This is a genomic window from Sabulicella rubraurantiaca (genome assembly GCF_017355885.1).
GTDB lineage: Bacteria > Pseudomonadota > Alphaproteobacteria > Acetobacterales > Acetobacteraceae > Roseococcus > Roseococcus rubraurantiacus.
Genome location: NZ_JAFEUU010000014.1, coordinates 1 through 15513, shown reverse-complemented (window position 1 = coordinate 15513; position 15513 = coordinate 1). Strand labels below are relative to the sequence as shown.

17 protein-coding genes are annotated in these 15513 nt (G+C 65.9%); 6 read left to right on the top strand and 11 right to left on the bottom strand.

Features of this window, described 5'->3' with window-relative positions; genetic code table 11:
• Positions 1-48: 48 nt before the first annotated feature.
• Together JTJ31_RS19325 and JTJ31_RS19320 are read left to right on the top strand one after the other, a co-directional pair.
• The gene (locus JTJ31_RS19325; protein ID WP_207540382.1) at positions 49-1296 is read left to right on the top strand and encodes a serine hydrolase domain-containing protein; all 1248 of its coding nucleotides are present in this window, start codon (positions 49-51) and stop codon (positions 1294-1296) included.
• Between the two features lie 173 nt (positions 1297-1469).
• On the top strand, positions 1470-1973 hold the full coding sequence (locus JTJ31_RS19320) for a cupin domain-containing protein (protein ID WP_207540381.1): 504 nt from the start codon (positions 1470-1472) through the stop codon (positions 1971-1973).
• A gap of 451 nt (positions 1974-2424) precedes the next feature.
• On the opposite strand, the gene JTJ31_RS19315 is transcribed toward JTJ31_RS19320, so the two are convergent.
• The 7 genes from JTJ31_RS19315 to JTJ31_RS19285 form a co-directional block, all read right to left on the bottom strand.
• Positions 2425-2817 carry a hypothetical protein gene (locus JTJ31_RS19315; protein WP_207540380.1) on the bottom strand — a complete coding sequence of 131 codons (393 nt, stop codon included), beginning with the start codon at positions 2815-2817 and terminating at the stop codon, positions 2425-2427.
• Between the two features lie 510 nt (positions 2818-3327).
• Positions 3328-3603 (bottom strand): hypothetical protein, encoded by a 276-nt coding sequence (locus JTJ31_RS19310; RefSeq protein WP_207540379.1) that lies wholly within the window; start codon positions 3601-3603, stop codon positions 3328-3330.
• Positions 3604-4253: 650 nt separating this feature from the next.
• Positions 4254-5291 (bottom strand): methyltransferase, encoded by a 1038-nt coding sequence (locus tag JTJ31_RS19305; protein WP_207540378.1) that lies wholly within the window; start codon positions 5289-5291, stop codon positions 4254-4256.
• Between the two features lie 28 nt (positions 5292-5319).
• The gene (locus JTJ31_RS19300; protein WP_207540377.1) at positions 5320-6192 is read right to left on the bottom strand and encodes a GNAT family N-acetyltransferase; all 873 of its coding nucleotides are present in this window, start codon (positions 6190-6192) and stop codon (positions 5320-5322) included.
• Positions 6189-6893: a glutathione S-transferase family protein gene (locus JTJ31_RS19295; RefSeq protein ID WP_207540376.1), complete on the bottom strand. Its 705-nt coding sequence runs from the start codon at positions 6891-6893 to the stop codon at positions 6189-6191. Before JTJ31_RS19295 ends, JTJ31_RS19300 begins: the two co-directional genes overlap by 4 nt.
• 32 nt (positions 6894-6925) lie before the next feature.
• Positions 6926-7525: a hypothetical protein gene (locus JTJ31_RS19290; protein WP_207540375.1), complete on the bottom strand. Its 600-nt coding sequence runs from the start codon at positions 7523-7525 to the stop codon at positions 6926-6928.
• A gap of 148 nt (positions 7526-7673) precedes the next feature.
• Positions 7674-9095 (bottom strand): tetratricopeptide repeat protein, encoded by a 1422-nt coding sequence (locus JTJ31_RS19285; RefSeq protein WP_207540374.1) that lies wholly within the window; start codon positions 9093-9095, stop codon positions 7674-7676.
• A gap of 606 nt (positions 9096-9701) precedes the next feature.
• Between JTJ31_RS19285 and JTJ31_RS25240 the strand changes: the two genes are divergently transcribed.
• Together JTJ31_RS25240 and JTJ31_RS19275 are read left to right on the top strand one after the other, a co-directional pair.
• On the top strand, positions 9702-10889 hold the full coding sequence (locus JTJ31_RS25240; RefSeq protein ID WP_207540373.1) for a glycosyltransferase: 1188 nt from the start codon (positions 9702-9704) through the stop codon (positions 10887-10889).
• A 198-nt stretch (positions 10890-11087) separates the two neighbouring features.
• Positions 11088-11579 (top strand): RidA family protein, encoded by a 492-nt coding sequence (locus tag JTJ31_RS19275; protein WP_207540372.1) that lies wholly within the window; start codon positions 11088-11090, stop codon positions 11577-11579.
• Between the two features lie 548 nt (positions 11580-12127).
• Here JTJ31_RS19275 and JTJ31_RS19270 read toward each other — a convergent pair.
• Positions 12128-12940, bottom strand: coding sequence for a hypothetical protein (locus JTJ31_RS19270; protein ID WP_207540371.1), 813 nt, complete (start codon positions 12938-12940; stop codon positions 12128-12130).
• A gap of 140 nt (positions 12941-13080) precedes the next feature.
• Positions 13081-13476 carry a response regulator gene (locus JTJ31_RS19265; protein WP_207540370.1) on the bottom strand — a complete coding sequence of 132 codons (396 nt, stop codon included), beginning with the start codon at positions 13474-13476 and terminating at the stop codon, positions 13081-13083.
• Between the two features lie 370 nt (positions 13477-13846).
• On the opposite strand from JTJ31_RS19265, the gene JTJ31_RS19260 reads away from it, so the two are divergent.
• Positions 13847-14047: a hypothetical protein gene (locus JTJ31_RS19260; protein ID WP_207540369.1), complete on the top strand. Its 201-nt coding sequence runs from the start codon at positions 13847-13849 to the stop codon at positions 14045-14047.
• Positions 14048-14087: 40 nt separating this feature from the next.
• Positions 14088-14378, top strand: coding sequence for a hypothetical protein (locus tag JTJ31_RS19255; protein WP_207540368.1), 291 nt, complete (start codon positions 14088-14090; stop codon positions 14376-14378).
• A gap of 88 nt (positions 14379-14466) precedes the next feature.
• Here the strand turns inward: JTJ31_RS19255 and JTJ31_RS19250 are convergent, their stop codons facing one another.
• Both JTJ31_RS19250 and JTJ31_RS19245 read right to left on the bottom strand, forming a co-directional pair.
• A complete protein-coding gene (locus tag JTJ31_RS19250; RefSeq protein ID WP_207540367.1) occupies positions 14467-14862 on the bottom strand; it encodes a hypothetical protein in 396 nt (131 codons plus the stop codon).
• A 185-nt stretch (positions 14863-15047) separates the two neighbouring features.
• Entirely contained in the window at positions 15048-15269 is a 222-nt protein-coding gene (locus JTJ31_RS19245) for a hypothetical protein (RefSeq protein WP_207540366.1), read from the bottom strand.
• Positions 15270-15513 lie beyond the last annotated feature (244 nt).

Below are 15513 nucleotides of genomic sequence, written 5' to 3'. Positions count from 1 at the left end.
GCTCCGGGCAAGAGGTGGCCCAAGCCGCCAGAGAGGAGACGCCATTTGATGCGAAAGCTGCTCGCCGCCGTTCTCGGTCTTTTCGCCGTCCCAGCCCTGGCGGCCGACCCATTGCCGCGCGCCACACCAGAGAACCTCGGCTTCGCGCCCGAACGGCTGGAGCGCATCCGCACCACGCTTGAGGCCGATATTGCTCGCGGCCAGCTGCCGGGTGCGGTGGTCGCCATCGCGCGGCGCGGGCAGCTCGCCTATTTCGAGGCCTTCGGCCACCTCGACGGCGCTCGTACGCGGCCCATGCCCCGGGACGCCATTTTCCCGATCGCCTCCATGACCAAGCCCCTGACCGGCGTCGCGATCATGACGCTGCTGGAGGAAGGGCGCCTTGCCATTGGCGATCCGGTGACTCGCTTCATTCCTGAACTCGGCAATCGTCGCGTTGCGGTCGACGGCAACCCCGACACGACCGTACCCGCCACGCGGCCGATTACGCTAACCGACTTGGCTCGCCACACCTCGGGCTTGACCTACGGCGCCAGGGGTAACACCGCGCCGCACCGCCAGTATCCGGGTTCGTCCTCGTCATCATCGCGCGAGTTCGACGCGGCCGGCTTCATTGCGCGCCTCGCTGCGCTGCCGTTGCGCGACCATCCGGGCACTGTGTGGGACTACAGCCTGTCGACCGACGTGCTGGGCCTGGTGGTGGAGAAGGTCACCGGGCAGCGGCTCGGCGAGGTGCTGGAGCAGCGCATCTTTCGTCCGCTCGGCATGGTCGATAGCGGCTTCCTGGTGTCGGAGGCACAGCGCGCGCGCTACGCGACGCCCCTGCCGCTGGACCCGACGACGCAGCGGCCGCAGCAGGTGGAGATGGGCCTTACCGCGCCGCGCTTCGAATGCGGCGGCGGCTGCGCCATCTCGACGGCGGGCGACTACCTACGCTTCGCCCAGATGCTGCTGAATGGCGGCGCGTTGGACGGGAACCGCGTCCTGTCCCGCGCCAGCGTCGCCGAGATGACGCGCGACCACATGCACCCGGACATCCAGAACAACCTGACGGGCACCGAAGGCAACATGGTGAACTGGGGCTTCGGCCTCACGGTGGCGGTGCGCCGCGAGGGCGGCAGCGCGCTGCTCGGCAATCCCGGGATGTTCAGCTGGAACGGCGCCTATGGCACGGCCATGTGGGTGGATCCGCGCGAGGAACTGGCGGTGGTGTTCATGGCCTCCACGCCAGGCCTGCTGCGGCAATACTACCGTCGGGTGATCAACGCCCTGGTGTACCAGGCCATCGCAGACTGAGGCGGGTAGTTTTCGGCCGCCGCCGCAGGCGGCGGCTTAGCTCAACAAGCCTGCTCAGGGCGGCTTGGCCAGTTCTCAGGCCATGTCCCGTGCCCAGCCCGGAAATTCGGTTGGAGAGCGGGGCTCGGACGATGCGAGGGTTCCGTTTCAACGTTTGATGAGGGGAGTAGCCCATGTCTATGTCGCTTGAGGAGTTCGCGGAACGATGCCGCGCGGCGCTGCTAGCCGATCAGGGTCCGGGTGGCCGAGAGGCCGTGTGCCGACTCGTTCAGGAAGCACTGAAGGACCGGGATTTCGTGGCGGCGCAGCTGCCGGATGGAGCGCCTGAGCGGAAGGTTCTCTACGAGGATCCCGAACTCGGTTTCGCGATTGTCGGCCACGTCTATCAGGGTGCCAAGGCGAGCCAGCCACATGACCACGGCTCCACCTGGGCAATCTATGGCCAGGCGGCTGGCGAGACATTGATGACAGACTGGATCGCTGTCACGCGTCCGGAGGCAGGGAAGCCTGGCCAAGTCCGGCGCAGCCGCGACTACACGCTGCGGCCCGGTGATGCGCATCTCTACCATCCCGGCGACGTCCACTCCCCCCGGCGTGACGGGCCCACGCGGCTGCTGCGGGTGGAAGGGGTGAACACGGATCGCATCGAGCGCTTTCCCTATGAGGTGGAAGCTTAGCTTCTGCCGAAGGGATCTTTTCTTGGGATGCCCTCCAGCTCGGCGGGCAGAGGCTGAATAAGGCATAGGGGCGGAAGCGACGGAGGGTCCGTGAGGTGAAGTCTCTTCGGCAGGGGTGTCGTGCAGTATTCGTCGGCACCCTGCGGGCATGAATTCCCTCGGCTCGGTCTGATGCACAGTTGATTGCTGCCGCCCAGTCTGCCTCCCTGTGCCATTTCTGCTGGCTGCCCGATGGACATCCTGGGCTGACCGCCGGCACCTCAACGCGAGTTACGATCCTGGCAGATCAGACCCACGTGCCTCCATTGGGCGAACCAGCATCGAGTTCCTGACTTTCAGAATAGGGTGCCAATTGCCTTGGGTTCCGCCGGTTGCTGACTGCCAGTGTGGCGCACTCCGGGACGAGAGGGCCCGGGCTCGCTTTGAGGCGGCCCGGACCCGGTTGTCTTGTTCACCGGCTGGCGATGCGCTGCTGGCGGATGCGCGGCTGCGAGAGGCTGCCGTCACCACCCAGCGTCGCCAGGGTGCTGCTCTGCGTGCCCGTCGGCACCCAGATCACCTCGGCGCGGCCATCGCCTGAGGTGAACACGTGGGGCGCCATCCCACCCTGAGCCTTCTGCTCGTACTGCGGCTCCAGGTAGGTGAAGGTGCGGTTGGCCTCCTCGAAGCGGGCGACCAGGTTGCCGCCGCCAACCACGTTGTTGGGCGAAGCTGATCCGTACTCGATGCTCGTGTCCTCGGCGCCGCGGTTCATGCACGGGCAGGACTGCGCGCCGGCCGTGCCGGAGCCGAGAAGAGCCGCAGCGACGGCGGCCAGGGCGAGGGTGTTCTGAAAGACGGACATGTGAGCCTCCCTTGCGAAGCTGGCCGGCGCATTCCGGACTGTCCGGATGCTCCCCCGTGCCACCTTGCATCGGTGCCCCAAAGGTGCCCCGGCGGCCCAGGCCAAGTCCTGAGGAGGGTCTGCAGATGTTGTGAGGAATGCATGGAGTTTTGCTGCATCCGCCCTCATCCGGCGCCTAGGCTCCTAGGGACGAGGTTCGAGAGAGCCGGCCATGGGGAGGCGAAGAGAAGCCTGTCCCCTTCTGCTTCGCGAGCTTCACACTCGGTCTGCGGCGTGCGCTCCTGCTCGACGGCTCCGGCGGCGAGGTCGCTTAGCGGCCGAGGTTCTTCGGTGTGCCACGGCACTTCGTTGTGAGCGCAGGCCGGCCGATCCCGCACGAGGAATTGCCCACACGGGTTTGGCCCGAGATGTTCGTAGCAAAGGAAAACGTCACGGACTGGATGACATCTCGCGTTGCAGATGCTGGGGCGGACGCGACCGAAGCGCGTGCAGCGGCCGCCTGCTTGTGGCCTAGGCTACTTCGAGAACCCGCGCCCCGCAGAACACGCCTTCGAGAATGATGGCCGGAAGGGTAAGTTCACTCACATCAGTCGGCCAGGCACCGGAGATGGTGAGGTAGCGGAGGTAGTCGCGGAGAGGCGGGAACGCGGCGCTACGCTTCGCGGTCTCCACGAGAGCCGGGCTTGCATCGAGGAAGCGGACAACACGGCGGCCCATCGTCACCTCAACGGTGTTCCCGCAGGCGACGATCACAAGGCTTGGCGCGTAGCTTATGCAGTCCTGCATGGTCGTGACTTCCGGCTTGGCTGCGAGGCGGCGGGCCCTCCCCCCGAGGGCCTTTGACCAAGCGAGCCGCCCGGACCTTACCATGATTGGAACAAAAATGAATATCCTCAACTTACTGAGGCAGAGGGCTTCGTCGTTCTCTCAAAAGCGACCCCCACGGGCGGCGTCGAACCTGGCGCTGCCTACCCTTCTTCGGCCCTGCCATCCCCTTTCCACAAGCCAAGTACAGCCGTGCCTTTACCATTCTGAGTGAAGGGGAGTGGGCCTCGGCAAGCACTGCTATCTTCTGGCGAAGGAACTGGTCATGAGACCACGATAATTGGGGACAGAATCCGCAGAGCCCTGCGCGTTCGAACTGCCGGCACCGCCTCCTGCTCCAGCGCCGCGTCTAGGGGAAGCCTCCTCGGCTCCCGGGACAGCCCGCACTTCCGGCCCAGCCCACGGCCGCATCACTGTCCGGGGGCGAGGTGCCAGACCTCATACCCATCCCGGGAGAGCAGCCCTCCCAGACGCCCCAGTTGCGGAGATATGCCGGGAGACCGCGCAAGCCCAGCGCCTGAAAATCCCCGAGCCGCAAGAGTTGGAGCCTCGGATCCGGCTCGGGTCGCGGTGCCGCGGTGGAGCATCTGCCCCTGGCCGTCACAAGACGGTCAGCCCTTCCGGCCAATGACAGCGCCGTTGGCTCCGGCGGCGTCGAACCAGACCGTCTCGATCGAGGTGAAGCCAGCCTCGCGCAGCCAGGCGCCGTACTCGGATGGCGTATAATTCCGGCCCTCGGTCTCGATCAGCATGTTCAGGCTCATCAGCGCCGCGGGCGCGGGGCCTGACTTTTCGTCATCGACAAGCAGCTCGCTGATGATCACCATGCCACCTGACGGGAGCGCGTCGAAGCACTTGCGCAGAATCGCGCGACACTTCTCCTCGTCCCAATCGTGCAGGATCATGGAAAGCAGCACGGCGTCGTGCCCCGCGGGGAGCCGCTCCTCCGCAAGGAAGTCTCCTGCCTGCGTCGCGATGCGCTGGCTCATCCCTGCGGCCGCGACCTTGCCTGCGGCGATCTCCGTCACGAAGGGAAGGTCGTAGACGGTCGCGTGTAGGTGCGGATACGCCCGACAGAGCTCGATCGGAAATGCCCCGGATCCCCCACCGACATCGAGCAGATGCCGGATGTCCGAGAGATCGACGGCTCGCGCCAGCGCGCGTGCGCTGAAAGTCGAGAGCGAATGCATAGCCTCCCAGAACAGGGAGAGCACGACGGGGTCCTCTCCCTCGAAGAGCGAGCGCTGCTTCGCGGGATCCCAGGTCGTCGGCCTGTTCGTGCGGATGGCCTCTGTGAGCCGGCCCCAGCCCGGGTACAGGCGCTTGTCGCACATGCGGACCCAGCCGCCGAAGTAGTAGGGCTTGCCCTGGACGAGGAACTCCTCGGCCAAGGCGCTGTTTCGATAGCGCCCGTCGGTCACGTCCAGCAGGCCGAGCGAGGCGCAGCCGGTCAGCAGCATCTCCGCCGGTCGGTGGTGGACTCCGAGCGCCTGCGCGAGCTCCGTGCTGGTCACTTCATGACCGCCGGCCAGGCGCGTGAAGAGCCCGAGTTCCTCGGCAGCGGCGAGTGTCTTGAAGGCCCAGAAGCCCGTGGCAAGCTGCATCAGCGGCGCGGGTGAGAGCGCAGGGGCATTATGAGCGTCAGGCATGGTAACCTCCTTTCAGTGGGCGGTGGTTTCAGTAAAGAACCGAGGGAAACCAGCAGCCGCGCGGCTCCCGGTAGGTCCCCTTGGCCATCAGCGTCATCGGCTGGATCACGCGCATCCCCGTTTCCAGAACACGGCGGAACAGGCTGGTCTGGCGGACCGGCAACAGCAGCGACACCGGCTGACCGGTCGCGGCGGCGCACCCGATGAGGAGAGTCATCAGGTCTGTCTCGGTCTCGGCGACGCCGTGGTTCATCAGCCATAGGTTGGGTGCGGTCGCGTAGCCGGTGACCCGACCGCCGCGCTCGACGACCATCGGACCGAACTGGCTCAGCGCCTGTCCCAGCTCATGATGCCGCGTGATGCCGTGCGTCGCTTCGCACAGGGCGTCACAGCTGGGGATGTCGGCGCGCGTCATGGGGCGCACCGTGATGCCCGAGGGAACCGGTGCGCGCGGCGTACCCGCGAGATGCAGCAGAGGCTCCTTCACCTCGAAGCCCAGCGAGGCATAGAGCGAGAACGAGCTCGTGTTGTAGGCGGCCTGAACCAGGCGGATGGGCGCGCTGCCCGCCCGCTCGATGACGGCGCGCATCAGGCGGCGGCCCACGCCACCCGACTGCACCTCGGGCTCCACGGTAATGGGCCCCACCGCACGTACAGGATCGGCTTCCGACAGGAAGTTCGAACCGAGGATCCGTCCATCCCGCACCGCGACCACGCCGAAGATGGCAGGGCTGCCGATGAAGGCACGGGCAAGGCCCAGGGCAGCGGCCTCTGTCGCGAAGTCGGAGGGGAAGCCGTGCGCAGCCGAGATTCGCCCGAACGCACGGAAGATGATGCTGGCGCAGGTTTCAGCGTCCTCGGATGCCACTGGACGCAGGGTGAAGGCGGTCTGGTGTGTCATCGTGGTTCTCCCAGAATCCACGCAGCCCGGGGCGTGGAGCGCGCAGCGCGCCGCTGCGCGCACCAGGACTCGAACGGCTCATTGGACAACTGCCAGGCGTCGCGGCCGCGCATGGCGCCGAGCCAAGCCGACACGTGGGGCCATGGGGAGAAATCAAACTCCACGAGCGCACCAATACTCACGTAGCAAGCGCCGATGCAGTCGGAGAGGTCGGGGTTCACGCCACCCAGGTAGGTGGCGTCGTGAGGCAGCCAGTGGCTCTCGAGCACGTCGAGGTAACGCCTCGCCTGCGTGTCTGCCCTGCGCAGCAAGGCGGCCTGCATCGCGGCATCGGGCCAACCATAGCGATCGGGCATGGCTTGCGGCCAGATTAGGCCCATACAGTATTCGCGATGGAAGCCGGTGTTGAACCAGTCCATCCGCTCGTTCACGCGTGCCCTCGCCACGGCGTCGCGCGGATAGAATGGCGAGCCGATGCAATCGGCCAGATACTTCAGGATGGCCGAGCCTTCCGTGAGGCGGAGCGCGCCGTCCTCCAGCACAGGGACCGCGCTGTTCGGGTTGATCGCCACGAAACGATTGCTGAACTGATCGCCCGCAAGAAGGTCGAGGGTCTCCATCTCGATCGCGAGGCCTTCCTCGGCAGCAAACAGCAGGACGGGTCGGCAGGCGTCGGACAGGGGCATTTGGTAGAGCTTCATGGCGGCATCTCGTCCTGGATCGGCTTGCACGGTCAGTGCCGGTGATGCGGCACGATGGCAGTCGGCTGTTCCATCAGCGCGTAGGGATGACCCGCGCAGCCGACCGTGGGATTGATGGCGTTGAACAGACCGGCAGGGTTCTCCTTCCACAGCCAGACATGCAGGTCGTAATGGTGCAGCGAGGCTGGCATCAGCGGTTCATGTCCTTCCATCGGACCGTCGAAGGGACGACCGAACAGGACGGGGCGCGCGGTGACGCCGGTCGCCAGCGGCACGAACCACTCGGCCGCAACCAGCCGCAATTGGCCACCGGAGGTGGGCTCGTAGACCAGCAGCGGCGGTCGGAACGGATCGGGCGTAGGCCCGATGAGCGCGGGGTTGATGAAGTGCACTCCCATGGCGCCGTTCGGATAGGCAACGCAGCCAAGCGTCGAGAAATAGCCTTCGCGAATGGCGGCGATTGGGTCCTGGTAGCGATTCAACGCTTCTCTGACCTGCGCCAGCTCAGCCGGCAGCTCCGGAGCAGGCATTGGCGTCGAGGTACGATGCGGGTGGCCGTCAGTCTGGTGCTGCGCCGAGCCGAAATCCGCCAGGCCAAGCCCGCCTGCCAGAAGGGCGGTTGCGAGCAGCAATCCCTTCCGGGAATGGGTTCCATGCGGCATCGGCTGGCTCCCTCGTGCATTCCAATGAACTGGCGTCGCGGGAGAAGTCTAAGCGAACACGGCTTTCCGGAGCCATCGCCGAATCTTTCCGGAACTTTCCGGGCCAGGCCTGGCCGGGCTACTCCGGAACGCCGGCCTTCTCGAGACCCTCCAGGAAGACGTCGCGATAGGCAAAGCCCTCAAGCCGCGCGGCAATGACCGAACGACGCATGGGGGGCTTGATACGATTACGCGCGGAGAGCACCTGCCGCGCTTCCTCCAGCAGCCCGAGATGCCCGCAGCAGCAGATCAGGGAATGATGGTGGCCAGAATAGTCGGACAGCGCAGCGACAGACGCGCGAAGGAAGGGCAGCGCCTTCTCGAAGCGCCGCATCGCGATCAGGGCCAAGCCGTGGAAGGAGGTGTAGAATCCCGCGAAGCTGTCGAGAGGACTCATGCGCAGGGCCAGAGCGGTCTCCGCGACGCCTTCCTCGAAACGTCCCATGCGGGTCAGCACCCAGCCGGACATCGTATGACCGAGCGCGAAGCTGGGATTGAGGTCGAGCGCGGCCCGCAGCTCCGCGAGCGCGCGATCCTGCCAGCGGGCCTCGCTGTGGCCCATGCCAAGGACAAGGCGTGCCCAGGGTTCGGCCGGGTCGAGCGCTACCGCCTCCTCCGCGTGCCGGGCGGCGGTCCGATAACCCTCGTTGAGATCGTCCAGATAGTAGCAGCGGGCCGCCCACCACATCGCCCAGGATAGAATGGCGTGCGCCCGCGCATACAGCGGATCGAGCTCGATCGCACGCATCAGCAGGCCCCGTGCTTCCTCGTTGTGCCATCGGCCGGTGCGGTTCAGCAGGCTGATGGCGCGCACGACGAGTCCCCATGCGTCGATGCTCTCGGGGTTGCGCCGGGCGGCGCGCAGGCCTTCCTCGGCATAAAGATGCGGCTCGATGGCCGCGACGACGCTTGCCGTGATCTCGTCCTGCATAGCGAAGATGTCGTGCAGGTCGCGGTCGTAGCGCTCGGCCCAGATGTGCTTGCCTGATTCGGCGTCCACGAGCTGGCTGGTCACACGGATCCGCCCGCCAGCGCTCCGCACGCTGCCTTCAAGCACGTAGCGGACGCCGAGCTCGGCGGCTACGTGGCGCACGTCCACCGCGCGGCCCTGGAAGGTGAAGCTCGAACCGCGCGCGATGACGAGGAGCCAACGCAGCCGTGAGAGGGCGGTCGTGATGTCCTCCGCGATGCCTTCGGCGAACAGGTCCTGCGCGGGATCGGCGCTCAAGTTCAGAAAGGGAAGGACCGCGATCGAAGGCCCTTCGGGTGCGTGCGACGAAACGCCCGACGCCAGCGTATCCGACGCGACAAGCAAGGGCCGCAGTGCAAGGCCAGTATGTGCCTCAACGACGGAAAGGGTCTTGTCGGAGTAGAGGCCGGTCAGCAGCTTGTCGACGGTGGACTTGCCGAGCTTCGTGCGAAACGCGAATTGCTCACGCGAGATCCGCTCCCGAGCGAGGAAGTCTCGAATAAAGCTGGCTATCTGCTTCCTGTCAGCCATGGATGATGCACGTCACGTCCTTTCTAGGCATGCTGTGCCTCCTCGCGGCCTGGATTGAAGCCCATGCTGAAAGTCCCCCCTCGTGCTTGGCAAGGCTGCCGATAGCGGCTCCGATTTTAAGCCGGCCGGTGATTCCGGGATCAAGGTGGCCAATCGTCGATTGCACCGCCGCTACACTGTAGCGGCTTAAGCACTAACCGACCCTAGACCAGAGCCAGCACAAGCAGGGCAAGGGCAGTGATCCAGAGGCCATGGAAGGTAACCGCTGCCAGCGGCATCGTCCTTGCGCGCGAACACGTTTTGAAGACGAAGACAACGGGCCAGATGACGATCCAGAAGAAGGCGATCAAAGCATCGACTTGCCAAGGAAGAAACTGCCCAAAACCTTCTGCCAGGTTTGGGGAGGGGGAATAGGTCCGTAAGCCCAAGCGACAGTCCCAAACATCACTCAGCCTGCTGAGGTATGTCGCCATTGGCCCGAGACTTTTGGATGCTCGTACTGCCTCGTATCGGCTAATGTGCCTGAACACATCGGACACCCCACTCCGTTCATTCGGTTTGGGGCTGAACCATTTGAGCCTGGAGACGGGATTCTTGGAGCGACGCGTGCCGATCATTGCCCTGGTCAGTGAGCGTGGCGCCGGGGACAAGCCCCCGGTGCTGGCCCTCGCGATGACTCTTCGGGACCGTGGTCACGCCGTGCATTTGCTCTGCGACGGCGATGTCGCCGATGTCGTCGGACCCACAGGGTTGGCGACGTTGGAATTGCCACAGGATCTGCGCCAATCCGCGTTTTATGATCCATTCCATCTCCCGCGCATGGCGGGGCGTGGGGAGACGATCGAGGCCGAGACGCCTGACCCTCTGACCGAGTGGGCAGAAGCCTGCCTGCCGGTAGCCCTCGCGATGGTCCGCCCCCTCGGCCCCGGATTGCTGCTGAGCACCCTGTTTTGCATGGGCTTGGCCGATCGGATGGCAACCGCGCTTCACGTTCCCTGGATCCTGGTGAACCCAAGCTTCTACTTCGGCGATGATGCGCGCCGTCCCTGGGAGGAGGACTTTCCCGGGCTCGGGGCGGGCGTTTTTCGCTACTGGTTCCTTCCTCGCATGCAACGTGCAACGGCCGTGCTGCACGCGACCGATTCCGTCTTCGACCCGCCTCCGCCCAGCCTGCCGCGGAACCACCGCTACGTCGGGCCACTCGACATGGAGCCAGCGCCCAATCCTGCAGGGACGAGTTTCCTGCACGAGCCAGGAGACCCTTGGGTCTTGGTCACCCTCAGCACCCTGCCGCAAGCGGGAGAACTGGCGATTGCCCGCGCAGCCCTCACCGCACTTGCGGATCAGCCGGTGCGGCTCCTTGTCACGCTTGCGCCCGGGCACTCGGTGGAAGAACTCGGACCCGTCCCATCGAACACGCGTCTGAGCGGATACCTACCGCACGGACTCGTTCTTGACAGGGCTTGCCTGCTCATTGGTCACGCAGGGCACGGGATGGTGATGCGGGGCCTGCGGCACGGCGTCCCGATGGTGCTCATCCCCTGGGGGCGCGATCAAGTGGGAGTCGCTGCACGTGCCGCGGCGATGGGGGTGGCCGAGGTGGTGCCGCGAGGGGATTGCACTCCAGAGCGTGTGGCCCAAGCGATCACCCGGGTGCTGGCCGAGCCGAGATATGCGGATGCAGCGCGCAGGGCTTCTGAGCGGCTGCACGCTGAGGACGCGCTTTCGCATGCGTGCGAGGCCGTGGAGGAAGTGATGGCAACTCACGATCTGTTCAGACCGCCCGCGACCTGAAAGCGAGCTTCGGCGGACGCGCGCTTTCCACAGTCTCCATGACCGGCCACCTAGGGTTCAAGAACATCGGAGATGGCAGCGCAAAGGCCAGCGCGGATCGCCGGAAGCTCGAGGAGTCAGGCCGCCTTTTGGTCCAGGGAGAATCCTTCGTTGACGGCTGGGGTCTCGGTAAACTTCGCGTCAGAGGAGGACCATCTCATGGCCGAGATTGAGCAGAAGCTGTCCGCAATGGGGCTGGAACTCCCCGACCCTATTATGCTGCCACCCGGGGTGAAGCTGGGTATTCGCTGGGTGAGGGTGTTGGGCGATCGGGCCTTCGTCTCCGGCCATGCGCCCCTGGCCCAGGATGGCAGCCTTGCCTATCCGCTCGGGCGCGTAGGGGTCGAGGTGACTCAAGACGAAGCCTACAACGCCGCCCGGCTGGCCGCCCTTGCGATGCTCGCGAGTCTGAAGTCGGCCCTGGGCGACCTCGACCGCATCATGGCATGGCTGCGCGTGTTCGGAATGGTGAACACGGGCGGGCAGTTCAACGCCTACCCCCTCGTCATCAACGGCTTCACGGACCTCATTGTCGAGGTGTTCGGTCCTGAACGCGGGCAGCACGCTCGCTCTGCTGTCGGCATGGCGGGTCTGCCGTTCAACATCCCCATCTTGATTGAGGCGGAGGTGCTGATCCGATCCAGTCCCTGACAACAGGGCGAGGAAAAGAAAGACCCCGCCCTGCCACCCCGCCGCGCCGTTCCAGACGGAAGGCGCGAGGCCCTGCGGCCGTGGGCTTGCCTCTGGTAACTCCAATGCCGTCTTGGTGCCGCAGTTTGCGCTGGTGCGTGCCGAGGCCAGCGCGGGATCCTAGGCGGCCGGCTGGCCGCGGCCGGTGCGCATGTGTTTGTGGAGTCACCCATGCGAACCACCGCTCGATGATGACATTGCGGTGATCGGCGAGGACAAGCCAAGGCAGCGTTATTATCGCGGCAGCGCAACAAGCATTGCGGTCTGCACATCCAAAACCGTTGCACGCACCTCCAGAAAAACTCCACGCCGGCAGGACACCGTGAAGGTTACAGACGATTCGCATATGTGGGAAAAAAGTCGTCCGCACCCTGACACCCTGGAAGTCCAGAGACAGACCAAAGCGGTTCCTCCGCCTGTGGTGCCCGAAAATTAATGATTTAGGGTACGGCAAGTAGATGAACCGCTGACTTGAGCGGAAACCAGACCTATCGCGTTGTGGCACGGGCTTAGCCGCGCTGGTCCCTTCCGTCGGCGGCCAGGTTGCCCCCCTGAACCCACTGAAAACCCTCGTGCTTGGTGATGGCGGCAATCTGGACCGCCCCGCCGACGGATTTCGGCAGCAGCACCGCGAAGCGAACGAAGCCGATCGTGGTCTCCACGAGGAAGCGCGCCAGGTCGATCGCATCCCGCATCGGCATGGCAGGAACAGAGAGCGCGGTATAAAGATCCTGGACCAGCTTCTCCTGCAGGCGCTTGGCCTCCTGCGGCCGCAAGCCATGCTTCGCCAGGACATCGGCAATGTCGAAGCCCACGCCGAGGACCAGCCGGTTGAGGGCCTCGTACTGCCCGTCCCACAGCACGCCGAACGCGGTCTCGTCCATGATCCGCCGTGGCGGGGGGCAGTCTCGCCCCGTCATGCTCACCTGCCAGACCTCGGCCAGAGACCGTCCGGCGGAGTAGCCGCACAGGCGGAGTTGGAGATTGGTCGGCTCGTGACCGGCTGAAGCCTTCTCGTCAAAGAAGAAGGCCCGCAGCCGGGTCGCGACCTGCTCCATCGTGTAACTCGCCGGGTCGAGCCTCCAGTCAGGGTGCTCCGGATCACGTCCGGCGAAGCGCCGCCGCAGATCCTTCATGAGGGTCTCGACGGACTCGTTTCCGATGCCGCCCACGCCAGTGGACATGGCCCCGACAGGCAGGCCTTCGCAGAGATGCGAGATCTTGTTGGCGTGGAGGTAGATCTGCCCGCTGCCCATGGTTCCGGCGCTGTCGGCGGCCATGACCACGCCGTCGTTGATCTTCACGGAGACAATGATGGTCATGGCGTCCCTTCTGGAACGAGCTTGACCTTCAACGTCCGCCACGCCGGGTCAGTGCGCCCAACAGTCGTGGCGAAGGCCATAGGTGCGGACGCCGGACAGAGCAGCCCACTGCCGGACCAACAATTCACCGGTCGCGGCGCCTATCGGCGGTCGAGGAAGCCACGCAGGGCCTCCAGCAGAACCGCGAGCTTGATCGGCTTTCCGACATTCCGCGCTCCGGCTAGCACCGCGTCCGAGGCGAGGTCGGCCGCGTCGTAGGCGCTCGACAGGACAAAAGGCACCCCCATCGCCGTCAGGGCCTCCGCCACGGGCGTCACCCGTTCGCCGTGGAGGTTCACGTCGAGCACTGCGGCGTCGGGCCGCTGGCTCGCGAGGAGCGCCATCGCCGCGGCCACCGTCGGCGCCGGGCCGATCACCACGAACCCGGCGTCCGTCAGGATCAGTTCAAGCTGCAGAGCGATGACGGCCTCATCCTCGACGACGAGGACTTGGCAGGGGCCGGGGCCACCGGGGCTTTCCCCGGAGTGGAACCTCACGGCGGGGCCTCCTTGGATGACGCTCACGTCAGCGGCATCGAGATCTCCGCATGTAAACCCCCAGCCTTGAAACGGAGTTTCGCCTCGCCTCCGAGATCGGCACCGACGCTGAACTCGATCAGGCGAATGCCAAAGCCTTGCTCATCCAGGAACCGCTTCGGGTCGAGCGCAGCCCCTGCTTACCACCCGCGCTCGAAAAGAAGTGCTTTTCGGGCCACTGCTCGGCTGCGCCTTCAAACCGTCAGCCAACCCAATCATCGGCATTTCCTATCGCACGCTTCGGTCCAATCGACTTCAGCGATGGCCTGACCTCAGTAATCTGGCCTCACTCCCGTGGCACGGGAGACATCGAGAACTCAGGACCCAGGTCATGACCCACACCTCCACCGCCCCCACCTCCCTCGCCCTTTCGGACGGGCATCTGGACGACGTGTCCGGCGGCATCAGCCTGTTCGGCTTGCTGGACGCGGTCCTGAACGTTGCGCCGGGTGGCGCCCTGAACTCCACGATCGGCAACCTGCTAAAGGGTGACGGCCTGCTGGGGCACGGCCACGACCGTGCCAGCGCCTGATTGCCAAACCCTGATAACCCCTCCTTCACGGATCCAGACCATGACTTCCTCCAACACCCCCTCCATCGCCTTCTCCGACGACCAGCTGGATGACGTGGCCGGCGGCATCGGAGCCGCAACCTGGATTGGCGCGGGCGTTGGCCTCGTGGCTGGAGTGGCGCTCACCATCGCCACTGCCGGGGCGGCCGCACCTCTTCTGGGCACCGCAGCGGCGGCGGTCTTCGCGGAGGGCGTCACCATGGGCACCATCGTCGCCGCCGGCGCCACCACCACGGCGGGACTGACGGCCTCGGGCGCGCTCGTCGGGACCGCTGCCGATGCGCTGAGGTGAGGCACCGAACCACCGCGTTCTGCACAGACACGAGTGTGGAATGCCCAGGCCTCTGCCTTGGTCAGGGAGAGGCTGGACAGACGTCCTATCAGTGACCCTTGCCCTTGCGCGTCTTGGCGAGCACCTGCCGCTGCTCATCGGCTGCGGCCCGTTCACCCTCGGCCTCCACACGCGCCCGCTCCGCAAGGCGGCGGACCTCCTCGGCGAGCCCATGGGTCTCGTCTCGGGCGATCCGCGCCTCCTCGGCGAGCCCGCGGATTTCCTCGCGACCGATCCGTGCCTCTTCGGCGAACTCGCGAGCCTCCTCGCGGGCGGCCCGCTCATCCTCCGCCCCCGCCCGATGGATCTCGGCGGCCTCGCGCCGGGTCTCGGCAGCCTCGCGCCTGTCCTCGCTACGATGACGGCGGCTCTCGGAGCGTCGCCGCCAGTCCTCCGCGTCCTCGGCCGCGCGGCCCACCTGCTTCTCGTCTCTTCGGTCCGACATGGTTCCTGCTTCCTCGCCCGCACCACAGCCCGGTGGGCACCGAAACCAGATCCGGGCCCCAGGTTGGTCGGTGGCGGCCCGGGTGTCGCGCCTTCAGGCAAGCAACCGGTCGAACGCGCCGCGGATCACGGCGTAGCAAGGGGGACAAGCGCCCGACAGGCGCCGGCAGCAAGGCCCTACGGACCCTAGGGCTCCAGACCGTGGCGCTTGCGCTCGCTCCGGAGGTGCTTTTGCGCCATGCCCAGATAGTTCTGCATGGTCTCGAGCGTCAGCTGTGCCAGTTCGACGGCCCTGGGGTGGCCGTAGCTCTGGAGAGCTTCGACCCTCACACGCTGACGCGCCACATGTTCTTCGGCTTCCCGGGCATGTCGCTCGGCCATGGCCAGAGGGCCTTCGCGCAGGTCCATGTACGCCTCCCGCGCCCAAAATGTCTGGTTGTTGCTTTGGCTGCCGTCACCTGCTCCTTCGGCCTGCTGCACATGGAGCGGCCCGAGCGGGTCCTCACCGAGATCGCCCTCTACGGGGGCAGGTCAGGCCGGGCGCGGCGATGGTTCAACCGCCCGCGGGATACCAGTCGGCGCGGGTCGGCGGCAGGCCGGACGGGCCCCGCGCGCGGCGGGTCGCCAGCGTCTGGAAGATGCCCACGGTGCC